Raw genomic sequence first — 19,804 nt, forward strand, 5'->3', positions numbered from 1 at the left:
AAACAAGGTGCGTTTATATCCTTTAAAGTTTGTTGATTTCACGGCTAACCGTAAATTCTGTTGATGTGACATAGCGTTCCATCTCTTGTAAACGACCATCAACTCGAGCAAGACGATCTTTTAAGTCTTGCAATGCACGGCGAGGTGGTTCCCCTTTTTGCCATACTTTAAATTTTACTTCAAGCGGGTCTTGGTGAATGCTATCTGCGCTTTTCACTGTTTTTTCAATTGGTTTTTTATCTAAAATAAACCACGCTGCGATATAAGCAACAACAATAAACGGGCCGCCTGATAATAGCACTGCTGTCACCACTAAAATACGTACCAGCCAAAGCTCCATGTTAAAGTAATCGCTGATACCTGCGCATACACCTGCTATTTTGCCACGCTCAGGGTCTCTAAATAATTCGCGTTTGGTACTCATACTTTACGTCTCCACTGTGGAGCCTCTTGGTCTAATAAGGCTTCTAAGGTTTCAACACGCTCTGCCATTTTGTCTGCTTTTTGTGCAAGCTCTAACAATTGGCGGTGCTCATGTTCACTTAAACCTTGGCTAACTTGCTTTTTACTACGGTAATGTAAAATTAACCAAAGTGGGGCAACAACCACCATAAAAACGATAATGGGTGCCATCAAAACTTCTGCATCAAACATGCTACTCTCCTGTCAATCCGTCATGTGTTTAAGCATTGGGGGACACGCCCCCATTTATTATTTTTTATCTGCTAGTTTTTTCTTAAGCTCAGCTAGCTCATCATCAATCTTTTCGTCTTGCTGAAGACCAGCAATTTCGTCAGCTAATGATTTTTTACCAAGATCATAAGACTCTATTTGTGATTCTAGACCATCGATCTTGTTTTCGTAACGTTCGAAGCGGTTTAAAGCGTCTTCGACTTTTGAGCTGTCGAGTGCTTTTTTAACTTCAAGACGAGACTCAGCAGAGCGTTGGCGTAAGATGATTGCTTTTTGACGCGCTTTTGCATCAGCTAGCTTCTCTTGTAACGTGCTTACTTCTTGCTGTAGTTTCTCGATGTGAGACTCTACATGTTCAAGCTCAGTTTCAACTGCTGCGACTGCATCTGCTGACTTTTGCTTTTCAATCAGTGCTGCACGTGCTAAATCATCACGGTCTTTACTGAGTGCTAATTCAGCTTTTTCTTGCCAATCTGCAACTTGAACTTTTAACGTGTCAACGCGACGTACTAGCTCTTTTTTCTCAGCAAGTGTTTTTGCTGATGTAGAGCGAACTTCTACTAATGTATCTTCCATCTCTTGGATGATCAGGCGAACCATTTTTTCTGGGTCTTCTGCTTTATCTAAGATGGCATTGATATTAGAATTAACGATGTCTGCAAAACGTGAAAAAATTCCCATAACATTTACCTCTTTGGTGTTTTAACTTAATCAGTTGGTATATCTAGTATCAATATGCTTGCCAACTTTTATAAACCTAGAATAACCAAATAAATTCAAATAGTTAAACTAAATTTATAAATTTCTTTAGTTCTCAAAGATAATGAAATACACTAGATCTTAGTAAAAATGACTAAGAGTTAGGGAATATGAGCCAATTTCGCCAACAGGATAACTTACTCGGCCAATCTGACAGTTTTTTAAGTGTGCTTGATCAAGTTTCACAACTAGCAAGTTTAGAAAAGCCTGTCCTTATTATTGGTGAGCGCGGTACGGGTAAAGAACTTATAGCTGCCCGTTTGCACTTTTTATCTAAGCGTTGGGATCAAAACTATATAAAGCTTAACTGTGCAGCGCTTAACGAAAACCTACTCGAAAGCGAATTATTTGGTCATGAAAGCGGCGCATTTACAGGTGCTAGCAAACGTCACGAAGGCCGCTTTGAACGTGCTAACGGCGGTACGCTATTCCTTGATGAATTAGCCAATACCTCTGCAATGGTGCAAGAAAAACTTCTACGCGTTATTGAATATGGCGAATTTGAACGCGTTGGTGGTAAGCAAACGGTTAAAGTAGATACTCGTTTAGTGTGTGCCACCAATGAAGACTTACCTACGCTTGCTGAACAAGGCGAATTTAGAAGCGACTTACTTGACCGTCTTGCCTTTGATGTTATTACCTTACCTCCACTTCGTGAACGCCAAGAAGATATCATGCTATTGGCAGAACAATTTGCAATTAATATGGCTCGCGACCTTGAATGGGAGCTATTCAGTGGCTTTACTCGTAGCGCCATCGAAACACTGCAATCTTATGAGTGGCCCGGTAATATCCGTGAGTTGAAGAATGTGGTTGAACGTAGCTTATATCGCCATGGTAATGAACATATTCCCGTTCACCAGATTATTTTAGACCCATTCGCGAGTAAATTTAGACCTAAACAACGGGTTAAAGCTGCGGTTGCAAGTGCTCCAGTTGCTAGTGTCGAACATGCTGCCCCTATTGCTACAGTTCAAAATCAAGAAACGGTGACACTGAATAAACCTGAAATTCAATTTCCTTGTAATTTAAAACAGCTATCAAATGACTTTGAGATAGATGTGATCAAAAAAGCACTCGAACATAGCCAATTTAATCAAAAGAAAACTGCAGAACACTTAGAATTAACGTATCATCAATTACGTGGCTATTTGAAAAAATACAATTTATTAGATCAGCAGCAATAGTTAGAGGCTAATCAGGTGTTTAAACCGTTACTTGCTTTGTCTTTGGTGTGCTTAGTCGGCTGCCTAGACAGCGAAGAAAAAACCACAGAACAAAAAAACCAGGGCTTAGTCTATTGCGCTGAAGCAAACCCTGTGTCGTTTAATCCGCAAGTTACAACGACAGGTTCGACTATCGATATTATCGCTAATCAGTTGTATGACCGCTTGCTGAGTATTGATCCTGTCACCGCTGAGTTTCAGCCTGAGTTGGCAAGTGATTGGAAAATTAGTCCTGATGGTAAAGCCATTACCTTTACACTTCGTAAAGGGGTAAAGTTTCATACTACAAAATACTTCACTCCTACTCGGGAGTTTAATGCTGACGACGTTATTTTTACCTTCAGTCGCCTATTTGACGTATACAACCCTTATCACTTTGTTGGCGATGCCAGTTACCCTTACTTTCAAAGTGTGGGTATTGATCAGCTAATTCGTCGCATAGTCCGTGTTTCTGATTATCAAGTACGCTTTGAGCTCTATAATGCTGAAAGCAGCTTTTTAGCAAACCTTGCAACCGATTTTGCCGTGGTGTTATCTGAAGAATACGCCATGCAGCTTAAAGCACGAAACCAAGAAAACTTATTTGACCAATATCCAGTGGGTACCGGGCCTTATGTATACAAAGAGTATCGTCGCGATCGTCTAATTCGCTATTATCGTCATCCCGATTATTGGAAACACCCAGTAGTACTTGAGCAATTGGTGTATGACATAACACCAAACGGCACAACACGGGTTGCGAAAATGCTCACTAAAGAATGCGATGTAACTGCGCACCCAAACAGTGCACAGTTGAGTATTTTATCGCAGCGAGACGACATCACTGTTCAAAAAGAGCAAAACTTAAATATTGGTTATTGGGCCTTTAACACTGAGCGACCACCTTTTGATGACGTACGCGTTCGTCAAGCACTGGCCAGTGCCATCGATATCGACAAAATAATGCAAGCGGTTTATTACGGCAACGGCATTAAGGCACAGTCATTACTGCCTCCGGCCTCTTGGGCATTTGAAGCGCAAAAAGCCATGCCTGAATTTAACCCTGCACTTGCCAAAACATTACTCGCCGAAGCAGGCTATAAAAATGGCTTTGATATGAATATTTGGGCCATGCCGGTAAGCCGTATTTATAATCCCAACGCACGTAAAATGGCAGAGCTAATGCAAAGCGATTTACGCAAAATTGGTGTGAACGTTAATATCGTCGAGTACGAGTGGAATACTTTTTTACAACGGGTTGGCGAACACCGCCACGACAGCGTTTTACTGGGCTGGGCTGCCGACACTCCTGACCCAGATAACTTTATGAGTCCATTATTAAGTTGTACTGCTACCTTTAGCGGTAAAAACCCAGCTAACTGGTGCAACCCTGAATTCGATTTATTACTGACCCAAGCGCTTGATACCACTGATTTAGAAAAGCGAAAGCAATTTTATAATCAGGCACAGCGTATTATCGTGCAAGAACTTCCTATTTTACCGATAGCCCATGGTATGCGCTTTCAAGCTGCAAGTAGCGATGTGAAAGGTATCAATTTAAGCCCGTTTGGCGGTATATCACTGGCTAATGCGAGGAAAGAATAATGATACTCGATTATATTCTTCGCCGCCTAGCGCTATTAATGTTTATGATGCTGACTCTGAGCATCTTTACGTTTTCATTAAGTTTTTTATTTCCCGGTGATGCCCTTACTAACTTAAGTGGTATTACAAACAGTACCTTTTCACAAACTAATGCGCTTGAAGAAAGGTTTCATTTTACTGAAAACTATGTGGTGCAGTATTTTGCATTCTTAGAGCGAATTATTCAGGGCGATTGGGGTGTCTCTTTTGCATCTGGCGAGAGTGTTTTCCAACACATAAAAGACCTATTTCCTGCCACACTTGAATTAAGCCTTTATGCGTTATTTGTATCTGTGGCCGTTGGTGTGCCAAGCGGTATTATAGCATCAGCCTACTACAAGCGTTGGCCTGATAAACTGATTAACTCTGGCACACTTATTGGCTATTCGATGCCTGTTTTTTGGTTAGCGCTATTGTTGATCATGGTTTTTTCACTGCAACTAGGCTGGTTTCCTATGTCTGGTCGCATGGGCTTACTTTACGAAATAGAGCCGGTTACTGGCTTTATTCTTATTGATATTATTGCGACTGACTTTCCCTATCACGGCATGGCATTTTTGGATGCGCTACATCATCTAACACTGCCAACAATTGTCCTTGCAATGTACCCAACCACCGTACTGGTGCGCTTTACCCGTGACTCTATGCTTAAAGTTTTAGATCAAAGCTACATTAAAACAGCCCGTGCAAAAGGCTTAAACCGTGCACAATTAATCCTCCACCATGCGCTTCGTAATGCTCTTTTACCGGTTATCAAACAAATCGGTTTACAGTTTAGTACTTTGATCACCCTTGCAATGATCACCGAAGTTATTTTCTCATGGCCGGGCATTGGTCGTTGGTTAATAGACAGCATTTATCAACGTGATTACCCCGCAATTCAAGGTGGGTTGTTGGCTGTGTCTATGTTTGTAATTTTAGCAACTATCGTTGCCGAGTTAACCTATACCCTTTTCGACCCACTCTCGCGGAATCAAGCTCATGGCAAAGTTTAATTTATTCTCTGAAGAGTCGAATAAATCGCCACTAGCGCGATTTTGGCGGAAATTCAAAAATAATCACCCAGCCCTTGTTGGCTTATGGTTGTTTATTGCTTTTGCACTACTGGCGATTTCGGCACCATTACTTGCGCCATATGGTGTAAATCAACAACATAGCGACGCCCTATTGCTGCCTCCCTCATGGCATGACGCAGGCGATGTGCGCTTTTTATTAGGTACCGATGATTTAGGCCGGGATGTGTTATCACGACTAATGAATGGCGCAACCTACACCTTTGGTTTGTCGGTTGTTGCGGCCTTAATTACTACTGTGATTGGCGTGTTAGTGGGCACCTTTGCGGGTATCAGCCGTGGTATTCGCTCAAGCTTTTTGAACCACTTACTCGATATTACCTTATCAATTCCATCGCTGTTGCTGGCCATCATTATTATTGCAATTTTAGGCCCAGGCCTTATGAATACTGTTTGGGCGATTATTTTAGCCTTATTGCCACAGTTCATTCACTCGGTACGTAATTTGATTGTTGAAGAACTCAACAAAGACTACATTACAGCGTTTAAACTTGATGGCGCTTCAAACTGGCATATTCTTGCTCGTGGGATCTTTCCGAACATTTACGAACACATTGTGGTTATTTTTACCATGGCACTCTCTACAGCTATCTTGGATATCTCAGCACTTGGCTTTTTAAAACTGGGGGCACAGCCACCCACCACTGAGTGGGGAGCAATTTTGGCAGAAAACCTTGGTTTAATTTACCTTGCCCCTTGGACTGTAGGCTTACCGGGCGTATTATTATTTTTAGCGGTACTGTCTACCAATTTAGTGGGTGATGGGTTACGCCAAGTGCTTAAAGAACGTAAGGCCGACTAACTATGCAATTACTCGACATTCGCAATCTAACGATAGAGTTACGCACCTCAGATACCGTTATTCGTGCGGTTGATAGGGTCAGTTTGACCTTAAAAGAAGGTGAAGTACACGCATTAGTTGGTGAATCAGGTTCAGGTAAAAGTCTCATCGCTAAAGCTATTGTCGGCGTATTAAATAAACGTTGGCATATTACGGCTGATCGCATGCACTGGCGTGGTGTTGACTTAATGCGTTTATCAAACGAACAGCGCCGTAAACTAGTTGGTCAAGACATTGCAATGATTTACCAAGATCCAAGCCGCTGCCTTGACCCAACTGCTAAAATATTTGACCAAATTGCCGAAACTTTACCTACACAAGCAACCAGTGGCTTTTTCTTAAAACGTAATAAACAGCGTAAAGACAGAGTAAAAGCGTTAATCCACAAGGTAGGTATTAAAGATCATAAAAAGGTACTCGACAGCTACCCTCATGAGCTCTCTGAAGGTATTTGTCAAAAAGTGATGATTGCCATGGCCATTGCGCGTACCCCAAAACTATTGATAGCCGATGAGCCAACTACCGCCCTTGAGAGCACCACGCGTGCGCAAGTATTTAGACTATTAAAAAGCTTGAATCAGCTAAAGAATATGTCGATTTTGATGATCTCACACGAACTTGAAGAGATTATTGAGTGGTCTCACGGTATGCATGTTTTGTACTGCGGACAAATGGTTGAAGCAGGCCCGACGAACCGTATTTTTAGCCAGCCACATCACCCCTATACACAAGCGCTATTAAAAAGCTTACCTGACTACGAACAAGGCCTTGCTCATAAAGAACCTTTTTATGCGCTTAAAGGCACAATACCTACATTGCAGCATTTACCAATAGGCTGCCGATTAGGGCCGCGCTGTCCGCAAGCGCAAAAAGAGTGTGTGGTTACACCAAAATTAACTAAACACCATAGTCACAGTTATGCCTGTCATTTTCCGTTAATTAAGGCGATGAAATAATGCAACCGCTGCTAAAAGTTCAAGCGTTATCGAAAAGTTTTAACTTGCGAGCAGGTTTGTTTGCTCGAAAACGCTTTTCTGTTTTAAAAGATATTTCGTTTTGCTTAAGCCAAGGTGAGACCATTGCTATTATCGGTGAAACCGGCTCGGGCAAAAGTACTCTTGCAAAGTTATTAGCGGGCGCTGACAGTGCCGATAAAGGACAGATATTGCTCGATGGCAATATTATAGAAAATGATGGCATACGTGATAACGACTGCCGCCACATTCGCTTGATTTTCCAAGATTCTGAGGCGTCATTAAATCCGGGTTTAACTATTGGCGACATGCTGAACGATTGTTTACAGTACAACACTGATTTGAATAAAGATGAGCGAGAAGAAAAAATTAAACAAACTCTCGCAAAAGTGGGCTTGCTGTTAGATCATCAACATTATTACCCACACATGTTTAGTAGTGGCCAATTGCAACGTATAGCACTTGCACGGGCTTTAATTTTAGATCCCAAGGTTGTAGTGCTTGATGAAGCGTTATCGTCTCTAGACCCTTCTGTGCGCGCACAAACGGTAAACTTATTACTACGTCTACAAAAAGATACTGGACTTAGCTATGTGCTTATAACCCATCATCTAAGTCTGGTGCGCCACATCAGCGACCAGCTCGTAGTACTTGATCACGGCGAGATTGTTGAATACGGCCAAACCGAAGCAATTTTCCAAGACCCACAATCTAAAGTGACACAGAAATTGTTGAACTGCTGACATTGAAGTGTCAGCCGTCAACTTTAAATTTAATTCGGCGTTAAACGCCCCCCTTCGCGAGTATGTTGATATCTCTATTAACTTTACTCTTTTTCCTTGCTGCTTTTCACATCAATTCTATCACCATGGCTTGGTGGTGTAGATGTAACAATAAAATGCAGTGGTTCAGTACCTTGATTGCTTAGCTGATGTACTCGGCCAGCACTTACATGCAAACCTTGTTGCGCAGTGAGTTTGTGTATTTGGCCATCAAGTTCAATGGTGGCACAACCACTAAGTACGAAGAAAAATTGTTCTGCATGCTTATGGTAGTGTTTTACTTCAGCCTCACCTGCTGGGACATGCTCTTGAATAATACTTAATGTATTGGACTTTACTAAGTGCCATCCATCACAGTTGTTGCCCCACTTGTAGTGCTCTGCTGTTTGTTTATCTATAGTGCTCAAAACTTTTTATACATCCCTTGGCTTTGTGGTGCGACAAACTTGTAACCAAGCTTTTCGTAAAAACCAGGTTTGTCAGCGACCATAGTGACATAGCTGCCTTCAAAAGCGGCAGCTTCAATGTAGCGGTCTACATGTTTCATAATGACACGCCCTACCCCTTGCCCTTGATATTCAGGTGATACAGCAATATCAACCACTTCAAAATTACAACCACCATCACCAATAACACGGCCCATGCCAATCAACTCATCGTCTTTGCGAACACAAATAGCATAAAGAGAGTTTGGCAGCCCTGCTTTCGCCGCAGCTAATGAACGAGCTGATAAGCCGGCCTTAAGGCGCATTGCACAGTATTCTTCCGCACTTGGTAACTGCTCTATTAGGCGATACTCCATAAATACTCCTTGTAGTTGCGAGTGCGATTACCTTCAACGGTAACAAAAAAGGCGCCATAAGGCGCCTTTTATTTAAGTTGTTTTGCTACTTATTCAGCAGCTTGTACAACTTTTGGTACTTTTACATCTGCTTGCGCTTTAAGTGCAGCAATGAATACCATGTAGTTTTTATTCACTTGAGCCATAGTGATGTTTTGTTTTTGTTGTTCGTTAATATCGGTGCTTTGTGCTTCATTCACTGCTTTTAAAGCAACGATAGCAGAGTCACCATTATTCAGGTCAACAACATCTACCACTGGCGTGTCCTGAGGATGCGGCATTTTAAATACTTGCTGTACAATTGCCGGAGACACAGTATACGCTTGACGAGCAAGTGCAGACTCTTGACGCACTTCAATACCTTCGGCAGTAGCAACATCATTTAAGCTCTTACCTGCTTCGATATCTGCAAATAAAGTACGTGCTTTTTCTTTAGCTAGTTCAGAGGCTTTCTGTGCAACCAGTGTTGCTTTAATTTGCTCTGATACATCTTCAAGTGGCTTAGTCGTTGCTGGTTTATGGTCGTTTACACGAACAACAACAGCGTGCTCATCACCCACTTCAATAACCTCTGAGTTCATACGATCTTCTAACACTTCAGGAGAGAAAATTGCAGTAACAACTTGCGGGTTATTTAAAGGCTCTGGTAATGAGTTACGCGTCACAAGTTCTGTTTTCTGTACTTCAACACCGGCTGCGTCTGCAGCGTCTGTTAATGTATCAGAAATTTCAAAAGCAATTTCTCCCATTTGAGTTTGCTTTTCATAAAACGCATTCACTTTCTTAGTACGTTCAAGTTCAGCACGAAGCTCATCTTTTACGTCAGCATACGGTTTAACTTGCTGTTTTTGAATATCCGTGAGCTTGATGATGTGATAGCCGAATTCTGATTCAACAACGTCAGAAATGTCACCTTTGTTCTCAAGTGCATACGTTGCATCTTCAAAAGCTGGGTCCATCATGTCACGTTCGATCCAATCAAGATCACCGCCCATTTCAGCACTCACAACGTCATCCGAAGATGATTCAGCTAGCTCAGCAAAATCAGCACCGTTTTGCAGTTGTGCTAATAGCTCTTCAGCTTTCGCTTTTGCTGCATCATCGTCTTCACTGTTATCAATTAAGATGTGTGATACACGACGCTTTTCAGGCTCAATATATTGTGCGCTGTTTTGATCGTAGTATGCTTTGATATCTTCTTCTGAAACACTTGAATCCAACGTTAAGTTTGCAGCATTTAAATCAATATAGCTGACAGATACTTGTTCAGGCGCTAAAAATTGCGGTTGATTTAATTCATAGTAATCTGCAATTTCTTGCTCTGTTACTTCAATACCCGCTTGTAATGATTCTTTTGACACAACTAAATAGTCAATACTACGAGTTTGCTGTTGAAGCGCTACAGTATTATTTAATTCGTTTTCAAGAATAAAGTCAGTACCAGCAACTGCACCAACAAGTTGGCTGCGAGTCATGTCTTTACGTAAGTACTCTCGGAAAGCGTCTGGCTGGAAGTTCATCTGACGAATAACTTGTAAGTAACGATCGTTGCTAAATTGGCCGCCAACTTGGAAGTAAGGCATTTCTAAAATAGCTTTACGAACACTCTCATCACTTACACGAAGGCCTAACTCTGCCGCTAGTTGAGTTTGCAATTCTTGTTGTACTAAGCGGTCAATCACGCCTTGGCGAATTTGTGCCATGTAATTTGGATCAGCTGCGATTTGTGCAAAGTATTCACCAAACTGTTGCTCTAAACGATTGCGTTCATTTTGGTAAGCACGGCTGAACTCGGTTTGGCTAATTTTAACTCCATTTACTTCTGCAACGGGTTGCTCTGTGGTTTGTCCTAAATAACCACCAATCCCAGCTAAAGCAAAAGATAAAATCACCGCGCCTAAAATAATTTTGGCTGCAGGTCCCTGCGAACCTTCTCTGATTTTCTCAAGCATTTATCTATCTCTATTCTGATCAGGTACAAAATATACCAATTAGCATAATCAAGGATGATTGCTGATTGATATCAACCCTGCTCATGTAAAAAAAGCGTATCTTACCAGATACGCTTTTTCACTTGAAGTAACTGGTGATAAGTTACCTAAATTCTATTTAAGTGTCCTTAGGTATCCTCACCAACTAATCTTATTGGTTAGTTTACTGCGTCTTTCAGCGCTTTACCTGCTTTGAAAGAAGGGATATTTGCCGCAGCAATCTGGATAGTCTCACCAGTTTGCGGGTTACGACCTGAACGTGCTGCACGCTCACGTACTGAGAAAGTACCAAAGCCAACAAGCGCCACTGAGTCGCCATCTTTAAGAGCGCCTGAAACAGCCTCGATGAATGAATCTAGTGCACGACCTGCAGCCGCTTTAGAAATGTCAGCGTCAGCTGCGATTTGATCGATTAATTGAGATTTATTCACAATATCATCCTCTTTCATTGTTATTATCAAGAGCGATTATTTTTTAAAAAATAACATCACTGTTTTGAAAATTTATAAGCAAATTAAATTTATGCTCAGTTTATTATATTTTTCTCAACCCTAGGCCACATAAGGCCTAGGCTTGAAAACTAGTGCTTAACTTATCATACCCTTAGTATTTGAAAAGCCCCTAAATGCACTTTTTTGCGGTTTTTTACTGGTTTTTTTCAGTTTCGACAGAAAAACTCTCAACTGGGTGCTTTAAAGCCAGTTTTAAAACGTCATCAATCCATGTAACTGGGTGAATTTCAAGGCCCTCTAATACATTGTTTGGGATCTCTTTTAAGTCACGTTCGTTAATTTTTGGAATAATAACGGTTTTAATACCACCACGATGAGCCGCTAGTAACTTTTCTTTTAAGCCACCAATCGGTAACACTTCACCACGTAAGGTGATTTCACCTGTCATAGCAACATCAGAACGTACCGGGTTACCTGTTAAGCTCGAGACTAAACCAGTTACCATTGCGATACCCGCACTTGGGCCATCTTTTGGTGTTGCTCCTTCTGGTACGTGAACATGGATATCACGTTTTTCATGGAAGTCGCTATTAATACGTAATTTTTCAGCACGATTCCGAACAACCGTCATGGCCGCTTGAATCGACTCTTGCATTACATCACCAAGTGAACCGGTGAAAGTAAGTTTACCTTTACCTGGAACAGCAGCTGATTCGATAGTCAGTAAATCACCACCTACTTCAGTCCACGCTAATCCGGTTACTTGACCAATGCGGTCACCATCTTCAGCTTTACCATAGTCAAAGCGTTGTACACCTAAAAACTCTTCTAGATTATCTTCATCGATAGTCACTTTTTTAGTGTCTTTATCTAACAAGATATTCTTAACAGCTTTACGGCAAAGTTTAGATACTTCACGCTCTAGGTTACGCACACCAGCTTCGCGAGTGTAGTAGCGAATAATGCCAATAATTGCACTATCAGCTATTTCAACTTCACCCTCTTTTAGACCATTACGCTTCACTTGCTTTGGAATTAAATGCTGCTTAGCAATATTCAGCTTCTCGTCTTCGGTGTAACCCGATAGACGAATAACCTCCATACGGTCTAGTAATGGGCCTGGAATGTTGAAGCTATTTGATGTTGCAACGAACATTACGTCTGATAAATCGTAATCAACTTCTAGGTAATGATCAGCAAAATGACTATTTTGCTCAGGATCAAGCACCTCAAGTAATGCTGATGCTGGGTCACCACGCATATCAGAAGACATCTTATCGATTTCATCTAATAAGAATAATGGGTTTTTCACGCCGACTTTGGTCATATTCTGGATTAACTTACCAGGCATAGAACCAATGTAAGTACGACGATGACCACGAATTTCAGCTTCATCACGAACGCCACCAAGGGCCATACGAACATATTTACGACCAGTAGAACGTGCAATTGACTGACCTAATGAGGTTTTACCCACTCCAGGAGGGCCGACTAAACATAAAATTGGGCCTTTGAGTTTATTAGTACGTTGTTGTACCGCAAGATACTCAATAATGCGTTCTTTTACTTTATCTAGACCATGATGATCGCTGTCTAAAATCTTTTGTGCGCCAGCTAAGTCTTTTTTCACCTTAGAGCGTTTTTTCCAAGGCACATTGATAAGCGTATCAATGTACGAGCGCACTACGGTTGCTTCAGCCGACATAGGCGACATCATTTTTAATTTAGATAACTCTGCGTTCGCTTTTTCTTGCGCTTCTTTAGGCATACCTGACTCTTCGATGCGTTTTTTAATTGCTTCGAATTCATCGGGTACATCATCAAGTTCGCCAAGCTCTTTTTGAATCGCTTTCATTTGCTCGTTGAGGTAATACTCTCGCTGCGATTTTTCCATCTGCTTTTTAACGCGAGTACGGATTTTCTTCTCAACTTGCAGTAAGTCAATTTCACCTTCCATCAGCGCCATTAGGTATTCAAGACGCTCAGTGACATCAGCTATCTCAAGTACTTTTTGCTTTTCAGGCACTTTCAGTGGCATATGAGCTGCCATAGTATCTGCAAGACGTGCGGCTTCATCAATACCTGATACAGAAGTGAGTACTTCTGGTGGAATCTTCTTATTAAGCTTTACATAGCCTTCAAATTGGCTAATTGCGCTGCGTATGAAGACATCCTGCTCTTGTTCATCAATATGGTTTGACTCAATAAACTGCGCTTCAGCTACAAAGAAATCATCATTGTCTAGAAATGTTTCTACTTTCGCGCGTTGAGTGCCTTCAACCAACACTTTAACGGTGCCATCAGGTAGTTTTAATAACTGAAGTACTGTGGCAATGGTGCCAACACGGTAGATATCGTCTTGCTGCGGATCATCAACAGAGGCGTCTTTTTGCGCCACTAGGAAAATTTGTTTGTCCTTGTCCATCGCCGCTTCTAGGCATTTTATTGATTTTTCACGACCAACAAATAGCGGGATCACCATGTGCGGGTATACCACAACATCGCGCAGTGCCAACACGGGGATTTCGACTCGATCGGTTCTCTCAAGCGTCATTATATTCTCTTCGCACTTCATTTATTTTAAAGATTACTCAAGTATATGGGGATATGTAAGGGAAAGTTCAACATATTTGTAAAAAAAGGAGCCTTTGGCTCCTTTTTTATACTCAACTGATCAAATATTAATCTATTAAAGCTTTATTCTGATGCAGCTTTATCTTGATTACCACTTTGGTAAATTAAGATTGGGTCTGATTCACCTTTAATAACGGTTTCATCAATAACCACTTTGCTTACATCATCCATTGAAGGCAACTCATACATAGTATCAAGTAACACCCCCTCAACAATTGAACGCAAGCCACGTGCACCTGTTTTACGCTCCATTGCTTTGTGAGCAATCGCACTGAGCGCATCTTCACGGAACTCAAGCTCAACATCTTCCATTGCAAATAATGCAGAGAATTGCTTAGTTAGAGCATTCTTTGGTTCGCTAAGAATTTGAATAAGTGCCGCTTCATCTAGTTCTGTCAGTGTAGCGACAACAGGAAGACGACCAATAAATTCCGGTATTAAGCCGTATTTAACAAGATCTTCTGGCTCTACATCTTTAAACGTTTCGCTTAAACTACGGCTACTTGCCGATTGCTTAACTTGAGCGCCAAAACCAATACCTGTATTTTTGTGGCTACGCTGTTCGATCACTTTATCAAGGCCAGCAAATGCACCGCCACAAATAAATAGAATCTTCGATGTATCAACTTGCAAGAATTCTTGCTGCGGATGCTTACGTCCACCTTGTGGTGGTACAGACGCAACCGTACCTTCAATCAGTTTAAGTAACGCTTGTTGCACACCTTCGCCCGATACGTCACGAGTGATCGATGGGTTATCAGACTTACGAGAAATCTTGTCAATTTCATCAATGTAAACAATACCACGCTGCGCTTTCTCTACGTCGTAGTCACATTTTTGCAGTAGCTTTTGAATGATGTTTTCAACATCTTCACCAACATAACCTGCTTCTGTTAGCGTAGTCGCATCAGCCATAGTGAAAGGTACATCGAGCAAACGAGCCATGGTTTCAGCAAGTAATGTTTTACCACTACCAGTAGGACCAATTAATAGGATGTTACTCTTACCTAGCTCAATTTCTGCATTAATACTTTGATTGCGAAGGCGTTTGTAGTGATTGTATACCGCTACCGACAGCACTTTTTTTGCATGATCTTGACCAATAACATAATCATCTAAGTGATTACGAATTTCTTTTGGAACAGGCAATTTATCAGACGCATTATGCTTTGGCGCAATGTCTTTGATTTCTTCCCTGATGATATCATTACACAGCTCAACACATTCATCACAAATGTATACTGAAGGGCCTGCAATAAGTTTACGAACTTCATGCTGGCTTTTGCCACAAAAAGAGCAGTATAACAATTTATTACTTTTGTCGCCGTCTGTAGGAGTGTCAGACATTCAGCTACCTCATTTATTACGTTGGCAGCAGCACTGGGCTACTGCTAATTCACTATGTTTAACTATATCAAAGAATATCAGTTTTCGCATAGTAAAGGGTGATAGCTAACAATACGTTATTATTAGCTATTCAGATTACTTCGTTTCGCGGCTAGAAAATACAGAGTCAACTAGGCCGTATTCAACCGCTTCGCTTGCGGTCATAAAGTTATCACGGTCAGTATCGCGTGATACGACCTCTAATGGTTGACCTGTGTGCTCTGCCATCAAACGGTTTAACTTATCTTTAATCGATAAGATTTCGCGCGCATGAATTTCGAAGTCAGATGCTTGACCTTGGAAACCACCTAATGGTTGGTGGATCATCACGCGTGAGTTAGGTAAACAAAAACGCTTACCTTTAGCGCCACCTGATAACAAAAAAGCACCCATACTAGCTGCTTGACCCACACAAATAGTGCTTACATCAGGTTTAATGAAATTCATTGTATCGTAGATTGCCATACCAGCAGTTACAGAGCCACCTGGCGAATTGATATATAGATAAATATCTTTTTCTGGGTTTTCTGATTCTAAAAACAGCATTTGTGCAAGAATCAGGTTTGCCATGTTATCTTCAACTTGGCCTGTTAAGAAAATAATGCGCTCTTTTAAAAGACGTGAGTAAATATCATATGAGCGCTCCCCTTTTGCTGTTTGCTCAACAACCATAGGGACTAATGCGTTTAGAGGGTCTATCATACCGCTATTCATTCTTATTTAATTCCTTATCCGCTGCGACTCATCCTTACTATAAGGAAAGCACATTAATACTAATGTTAATTAAAGTAACTGTTCAATCTTTTTAAATATATGTGAACGGTTCGGCACTATTTCAATCTTTACTGAAAAATGTTCTGAAATAACATCTAGTATTGTCGGTTTTTGTGAAACTTGCTACCACAAACTAAAATGGCCCGGGTACGCTGTAAATATACAGAGTAACACGAGCCATTTAATCGCTAGCGAGAGCTTAAGTCAATGACTTATTAAGCACCTTGCTGTGGATTCATGATGTCGTCGAATGCTTTTTCAACTTCAGTCACGTTTGCTTTAGCTAGGATAGCTTCAACTGCTTGCTCTTCCATCGCTACGTTACGCATTTGTTGCATAAGTTGATCATTTGACTTGTAGTATTCTACAACTTCAGTTGGATCTTCGTATGCAGAAGCTACAGTTGCGATTAACTCTTCAACTTTAGCGTCGTCAACTTTAAGCTCGTTCGCCTTGATAACTTCACCTAGTAATAGGCCAGTCTTAACGCGAGTTACAGCTTGCTCGTGGAATAATTCAGCTGGAAGCTCAGGCATGTTTTTAGCATCGCCACCAAAACGTTGTGCAGCTTGCTGACGTAGTGCATCAATTTCTTGATCAACTAGCGCTTTAGGCACTTCGATTTCGTTGTTAGCTAAAAGACCTTTGATAGCTTGGTCTTTAACGTTAGCTTTAACCGCTTGGTCAAGCTCACGTGTCATGTTCTTTTTAACTTCTTCTTTAAGAGCGTCAACACCGCCTTCAGCTACACCGAATTTAGTTGCGAACTCATCGTTAAGCTCAGGAAGCTCTTGAGTTTCAACTTTCTTAACAGTGATTGCGAAAGAAGCAGCTTTACCTTTAAGGTTTTCAGCATGGTACTCTTCAGGGAAAGTTACTTCAGCAACAACTTCTTCGCCCGCTTTTTTACCAACGATGTTGTCTTCAAAACCTGGGATCATACGACCTTGACCAAGTTCTAGTGGGAAGTCTTCAGCTTTACCGCCTTCAAACTCTTCACCGTCGATAGAACCAACGAAGTCGATAGTTACACGATCGTTCTCGCCTGCAGCTGCATCAACTTCAGCCCAAGAAGCGTGTTGCTTACGTAGAGTTTCTAGCATGTTAGCTAGGTCTTCGTCAGTTACAGATACTGCTGGTTTTTCAACAGCAATTTTATCTAAACCTTGGATTTCAACTTCTGGGTAAACTTCAAACGTTGCATCGAATTCTAAATCTTTACCAGCTTCTAATGCTTTAGGTGCGAAAGTTGGAGCACCCGCTGGGTTAATTTTTTCTGAAACGATTGCTTCGATGTAGTTGCGTTGCATTAATTCGCCAGCAACTTCTTGACGCACTGCTGCACCGTAACGCTTGTTGATGATAGACGCAGGTACTTTACCTGGGCGGAAACCATCGATACGCTGGGTTTTAGACAGTTGTTGTAAGCGTTTTTTAACTTCAGTCTCAACGTTCTCTGCAGGAACGGTGATGGTCAGACGGCGCTCAAGGCCTTGAGTCGTCTCAACAGAAACTTGCATGATTTACCTCAATCTTCAATTTTGGCGACTGTTCGCCTTCCTTACAAACAAGGTGATCTCCATGAGTGATAGCAAGTTTTAATGCTGAAAAATTCAACTTAAAACGGCGCATTGTAACCATGAGATACCATTGCTGCTTTGCCTCTATGGGCACTATGTTAAACAATAGACGCGGCATTATAACCTAATATTTATGATAGTCGAGTCTAGGGGGCAATTATTTGGCGTATATAGCAGCATTCAGCGTTTAAGTGCTGAAAAAACGAACGCAGTAAAATAACAAAGTTAAATTAGGCTGATTTAAAGGAGGTATTTAGATATTAAGAAGTGGTCGGCAATGCAGGATTTGAACCTGAGACTGAATTGGATATACCCAAACCAATCGTTCTTTGACCATAAATCTTTAAAAGTGGTCGGCGATGCAGGATTTGAACCTGCGACTGAATTGGATATACCCAAACCAATCGTTCTTTGACCATAAATCTTTAAAAGTGGTCGGCGATGCAGGATTTGAACCTGCGACCCCTTGGACCCAAACCAAGTGCGCTACCAAACTGCGCTAATCGCCGATACTGAGAGAAGCTTTGAAAATTAAGACCACTTTAGAAAAGTGGTCGGCGATGCAGGATTTGAACCTGCGACCCCTTGGACCCAAACCAAGTGCGCTACCAAACTGCGCTAATCGCCGATATCTTAAGTAAGTTGGGGTGACTGATGGGGCTCGAACCCACGACAACCGGAATCACAATCCGGGGCTCTACCAACTGAGCTACAATCACCACGGCATTTACATATTTTCAAATGGCGCACCCGGAAGGATTCGAACCTTCGACCAACGCCTTAGAAGGGCGTTGCTCTATCCAGCTGAGCTACGGGCGCATCGAAAACTTCAAAAGTTTGCCTGTAAGCACCGCTTCTTAAAGAAGAAGTGGTCGGCGATGCAGGATTTGAACCTGCGACCCCTTGGACCCAAACCAAGTGCGCTACCAAACTGCGCTAATCGCCGATGCTTACTGTTGTTTGCGAGTGACCTCGTTAACAACGGGGTGCATAATAGTGATTTGGCCGTGTTAGGTCAAACTTTTTTTTAAGAAAATAATTCAATCGGTCACTTTTAGTTCATAATGGTTAAATATTGCAAATATAAGCTAAAATTTGAACTCTTTTTTATAAAGTATCGCTTTATATACAATTGCATCTTGGCGCTATGATGCTTTTCTGCGAAAATACACAACATTAATAAATATGATCAAACAAACATGATTTGTGTATCCACGCCCCCTTTATTGGATGATCATATTTTGATGTATCAGTATCAAGTTAACTAACCCCAATGAAAGGTCACCCATGACGGCAAACATCATCGATGGTAAAGCAATAGCTAAACAAGTACGCAGTAATGTAGCTGAACGTGTTGCAGAGCGTGTAGCAAACGGTTTACGTGCACCAGGACTAGCAGTAGTGTTAGTTGGTCAAGACCCAGCAAGCCAAGTCTATGTTGGTTCTAAGCGTAAAGCATGTGAAGAAGTCGGCTTTGTATCTAAGTCTTACGATTTACCTGGCGACACCACAGAACACGACTTACTTGCTTTAATTGACCAACTTAATGAAGACAAAGAAGTAGACGGTATCTTAGTGCAACTGCCTTTACCACAAGGCCTTGATGCTGAAAAAATTCTTGAGCGTATTACTCCTCATAAAGATGTTGATGGTTTCCACCCTTACAATATTGGTCGTTTAGCACAGCGTATGCCGGCACTTCGTCCTTGTACGCCAAAGGGGATCATCACCCTACTCGACTCTACAGGTGTTCGCTATAAAGGGATGCATGCAGTCGTTGTTGGTGCTTCTAACATTGTTGGTCGTCCTATGTCGCTTGAGCTTTTACTTGCTGGCTGTACAACAACGGTATGTCACAAGTTTACACAAGATTTAGAAACACATGTTCGCCGCGCTGATTTATTAGTGGTTGCGGTTGGTAAACCTGAATTTATTCCGGGTGACTGGGTTAAAGAAGGCGCTATTGTGATTGATGTGGGTATTAACCGTCTTGAATCAGGTAAACTTGTTGGTGATGTTCAATATGATGTTGCTGAACAAAAAGCGCATTTCATTACACCTGTACCAGGTGGTGTTGGCCCGATGACTGTTGCAAGCTTAATTGAAAATACGCTTGAAGCATGTGAAAAATATCACAGCTAAGAAGAGCTAAATTATTGCAAAAGGCTGCCAATG

18 protein-coding genes and 5 tRNA genes are annotated in these 19,804 nt (G+C 41.5%); 7 read left to right on the forward strand and 16 right to left on the reverse strand.

Features of this window, described 5'->3' with window-relative positions; all coding sequences use genetic code 11:
* Nucleotides 1-22: 22 nt before the first annotated feature.
* The 3 genes from pspC to pspA are packed head-to-tail and all read right to left on the reverse strand — an operon-like array spanning nucleotide 23 to nucleotide 1,374.
* Nucleotides 23-424: an envelope stress response membrane protein PspC gene (gene pspC, locus NH454_RS00740; protein ID WP_253038048.1), complete on the reverse strand. Its 402-nt coding sequence runs from the start codon at nucleotides 422-424 to the stop codon at nucleotides 23-25.
* On the reverse strand, nucleotides 421-654 hold the full coding sequence (gene pspB, locus NH454_RS00745; RefSeq protein ID WP_036969793.1) for an envelope stress response membrane protein PspB: 234 nt from the start codon (nucleotides 652-654) through the stop codon (nucleotides 421-423). Before pspB ends, pspC begins: the two co-directional genes overlap by 4 nt.
* Nucleotides 655-711: 57 nt before the next feature.
* On the reverse strand, nucleotides 712-1,374 hold the full coding sequence (gene pspA / locus NH454_RS00750; RefSeq protein ID WP_135923995.1) for a phage shock protein PspA: 663 nt from the start codon (nucleotides 1,372-1,374) through the stop codon (nucleotides 712-714).
* A gap of 188 nt (nucleotides 1,375-1,562) precedes the next feature.
* On the opposite strand from pspA, the gene pspF reads away from it, so the two are divergent.
* Genes pspF through NH454_RS00780 form a run of 6 tightly spaced genes read left to right on the forward strand, consistent with a single transcriptional unit; the run spans nucleotide 1,563 to nucleotide 7,932 of the window.
* Complete coding sequence (pspF, locus tag NH454_RS00755) at nucleotides 1,563-2,639, forward strand: phage shock protein operon transcriptional activator (RefSeq protein ID WP_135923994.1); 1,077 nt, start codon at nucleotides 1,563-1,565, stop codon at nucleotides 2,637-2,639.
* 45 nt (nucleotides 2,640-2,684) lie between these two features.
* Nucleotides 2,685-4,262 carry an ABC transporter substrate-binding protein gene (locus tag NH454_RS00760; protein ID WP_253038136.1) on the forward strand — a complete coding sequence of 526 codons (1,578 nt, stop codon included), beginning with the start codon at nucleotides 2,685-2,687 and terminating at the stop codon, nucleotides 4,260-4,262.
* Complete coding sequence (locus NH454_RS00765) at nucleotides 4,262-5,296, forward strand: ABC transporter permease (RefSeq protein WP_253038050.1); 1,035 nt, start codon at nucleotides 4,262-4,264, stop codon at nucleotides 5,294-5,296. Before NH454_RS00760 ends, NH454_RS00765 begins: the two co-directional genes overlap by 1 nt.
* Nucleotides 5,283-6,176, forward strand: coding sequence for an ABC transporter permease subunit (locus NH454_RS00770; RefSeq protein ID WP_135923991.1), 894 nt, complete (start codon nucleotides 5,283-5,285; stop codon nucleotides 6,174-6,176). Before NH454_RS00765 ends, NH454_RS00770 begins: the two co-directional genes overlap by 14 nt.
* 2 nt (nucleotides 6,177-6,178) lie before the next feature.
* Entirely contained in the window at nucleotides 6,179-7,171 is a 993-nt protein-coding gene (locus tag NH454_RS00775) for an oligopeptide/dipeptide ABC transporter ATP-binding protein (protein ID WP_135923990.1), read from the forward strand.
* Entirely contained in the window at nucleotides 7,171-7,932 is a 762-nt protein-coding gene (locus NH454_RS00780; RefSeq protein ID WP_135923989.1) for an ATP-binding cassette domain-containing protein, read from the forward strand. The genes NH454_RS00775 and NH454_RS00780 overlap by 1 nt, the downstream gene beginning before the upstream one ends.
* An 83-nt stretch (nucleotides 7,933-8,015) precedes the next feature.
* Here NH454_RS00780 and NH454_RS00785 read toward each other — a convergent pair whose 3' ends face one another.
* From NH454_RS00785 to NH454_RS00845, 13 genes are all read right to left on the reverse strand, one after another.
* Complete coding sequence (locus tag NH454_RS00785) at nucleotides 8,016-8,378, reverse strand: cupin domain-containing protein (protein WP_253038052.1); 363 nt, start codon at nucleotides 8,376-8,378, stop codon at nucleotides 8,016-8,018.
* A complete protein-coding gene (locus NH454_RS00790; protein WP_253038054.1) occupies nucleotides 8,375-8,773 on the reverse strand; it encodes a GNAT family N-acetyltransferase in 399 nt (132 codons plus the stop codon). Before NH454_RS00790 ends, NH454_RS00785 begins: the two co-directional genes overlap by 4 nt.
* A gap of 89 nt (nucleotides 8,774-8,862) precedes the next feature.
* The gene (ppiD, locus tag NH454_RS00795) at nucleotides 8,863-10,764 is read right to left on the reverse strand and encodes a peptidylprolyl isomerase (protein WP_253038056.1); all 1,902 of its coding nucleotides are present in this window, start codon (nucleotides 10,762-10,764) and stop codon (nucleotides 8,863-8,865) included.
* Nucleotides 10,765-10,961: 197 nt separating this feature from the next.
* Nucleotides 10,962-11,252, reverse strand: a complete 291-nt coding sequence (locus NH454_RS00800) for an HU family DNA-binding protein (protein ID WP_175580427.1) — start codon at nucleotides 11,250-11,252, stop codon at nucleotides 10,962-10,964.
* Between the two features lie 196 nt (nucleotides 11,253-11,448).
* Complete coding sequence (gene lon, locus NH454_RS00805) at nucleotides 11,449-13,809, reverse strand: endopeptidase La (protein WP_135923985.1); 2,361 nt, start codon at nucleotides 13,807-13,809, stop codon at nucleotides 11,449-11,451.
* 143 nt (nucleotides 13,810-13,952) lie between these two features.
* Nucleotides 13,953-15,236 carry an ATP-dependent protease ATP-binding subunit ClpX gene (clpX, locus tag NH454_RS00810; RefSeq protein WP_135923984.1) on the reverse strand — a complete coding sequence of 428 codons (1,284 nt, stop codon included), beginning with the start codon at nucleotides 15,234-15,236 and terminating at the stop codon, nucleotides 13,953-13,955.
* Between the two features lie 135 nt (nucleotides 15,237-15,371).
* Nucleotides 15,372-15,989, reverse strand: coding sequence for an ATP-dependent Clp endopeptidase proteolytic subunit ClpP (clpP, locus tag NH454_RS00815; RefSeq protein ID WP_135923983.1), 618 nt, complete (start codon nucleotides 15,987-15,989; stop codon nucleotides 15,372-15,374).
* Nucleotides 15,990-16,264: 275 nt separating this feature from the next.
* Nucleotides 16,265-17,569 carry a trigger factor gene (gene tig / locus NH454_RS00820; RefSeq protein ID WP_135923982.1) on the reverse strand — a complete coding sequence of 435 codons (1,305 nt, stop codon included), beginning with the start codon at nucleotides 17,567-17,569 and terminating at the stop codon, nucleotides 16,265-16,267.
* 492 nt (nucleotides 17,570-18,061) lie between these two features.
* Nucleotides 18,062-18,138 (reverse strand) — tRNA-Pro (locus tag NH454_RS00825).
* Nucleotides 18,139-18,180: 42 nt separating this feature from the next.
* Nucleotides 18,181-18,257, reverse strand: a tRNA-Pro gene (locus NH454_RS00830).
* Between the two features lie 15 nt (nucleotides 18,258-18,272).
* Nucleotides 18,273-18,348, reverse strand: a tRNA-His gene (locus NH454_RS00835).
* Nucleotides 18,349-18,371: 23 nt separating this feature from the next.
* Nucleotides 18,372-18,448 (reverse strand) — tRNA-Arg (locus NH454_RS00840).
* Between the two features lie 50 nt (nucleotides 18,449-18,498).
* Nucleotides 18,499-18,575 (reverse strand) — tRNA-Pro (locus NH454_RS00845).
* A 341-nt stretch (nucleotides 18,576-18,916) separates the two neighbouring features.
* On the opposite strand from NH454_RS00845, the gene folD reads away from it, so the two are divergent.
* The gene (folD, locus tag NH454_RS00850; protein ID WP_135923981.1) at nucleotides 18,917-19,771 is read left to right on the forward strand and encodes a bifunctional methylenetetrahydrofolate dehydrogenase/methenyltetrahydrofolate cyclohydrolase FolD; all 855 of its coding nucleotides are present in this window, start codon (nucleotides 18,917-18,919) and stop codon (nucleotides 19,769-19,771) included.
* The last annotated feature ends 33 nt before the right edge of the window (nucleotides 19,772-19,804 follow it).

It is taken from the genome of Pseudoalteromonas sp. Ps84H-4, from assembly GCF_024124645.1.
GTDB classification, from domain to species: Bacteria; Pseudomonadota; Gammaproteobacteria; order Enterobacterales; family Alteromonadaceae; genus Pseudoalteromonas; species Pseudoalteromonas lipolytica_C.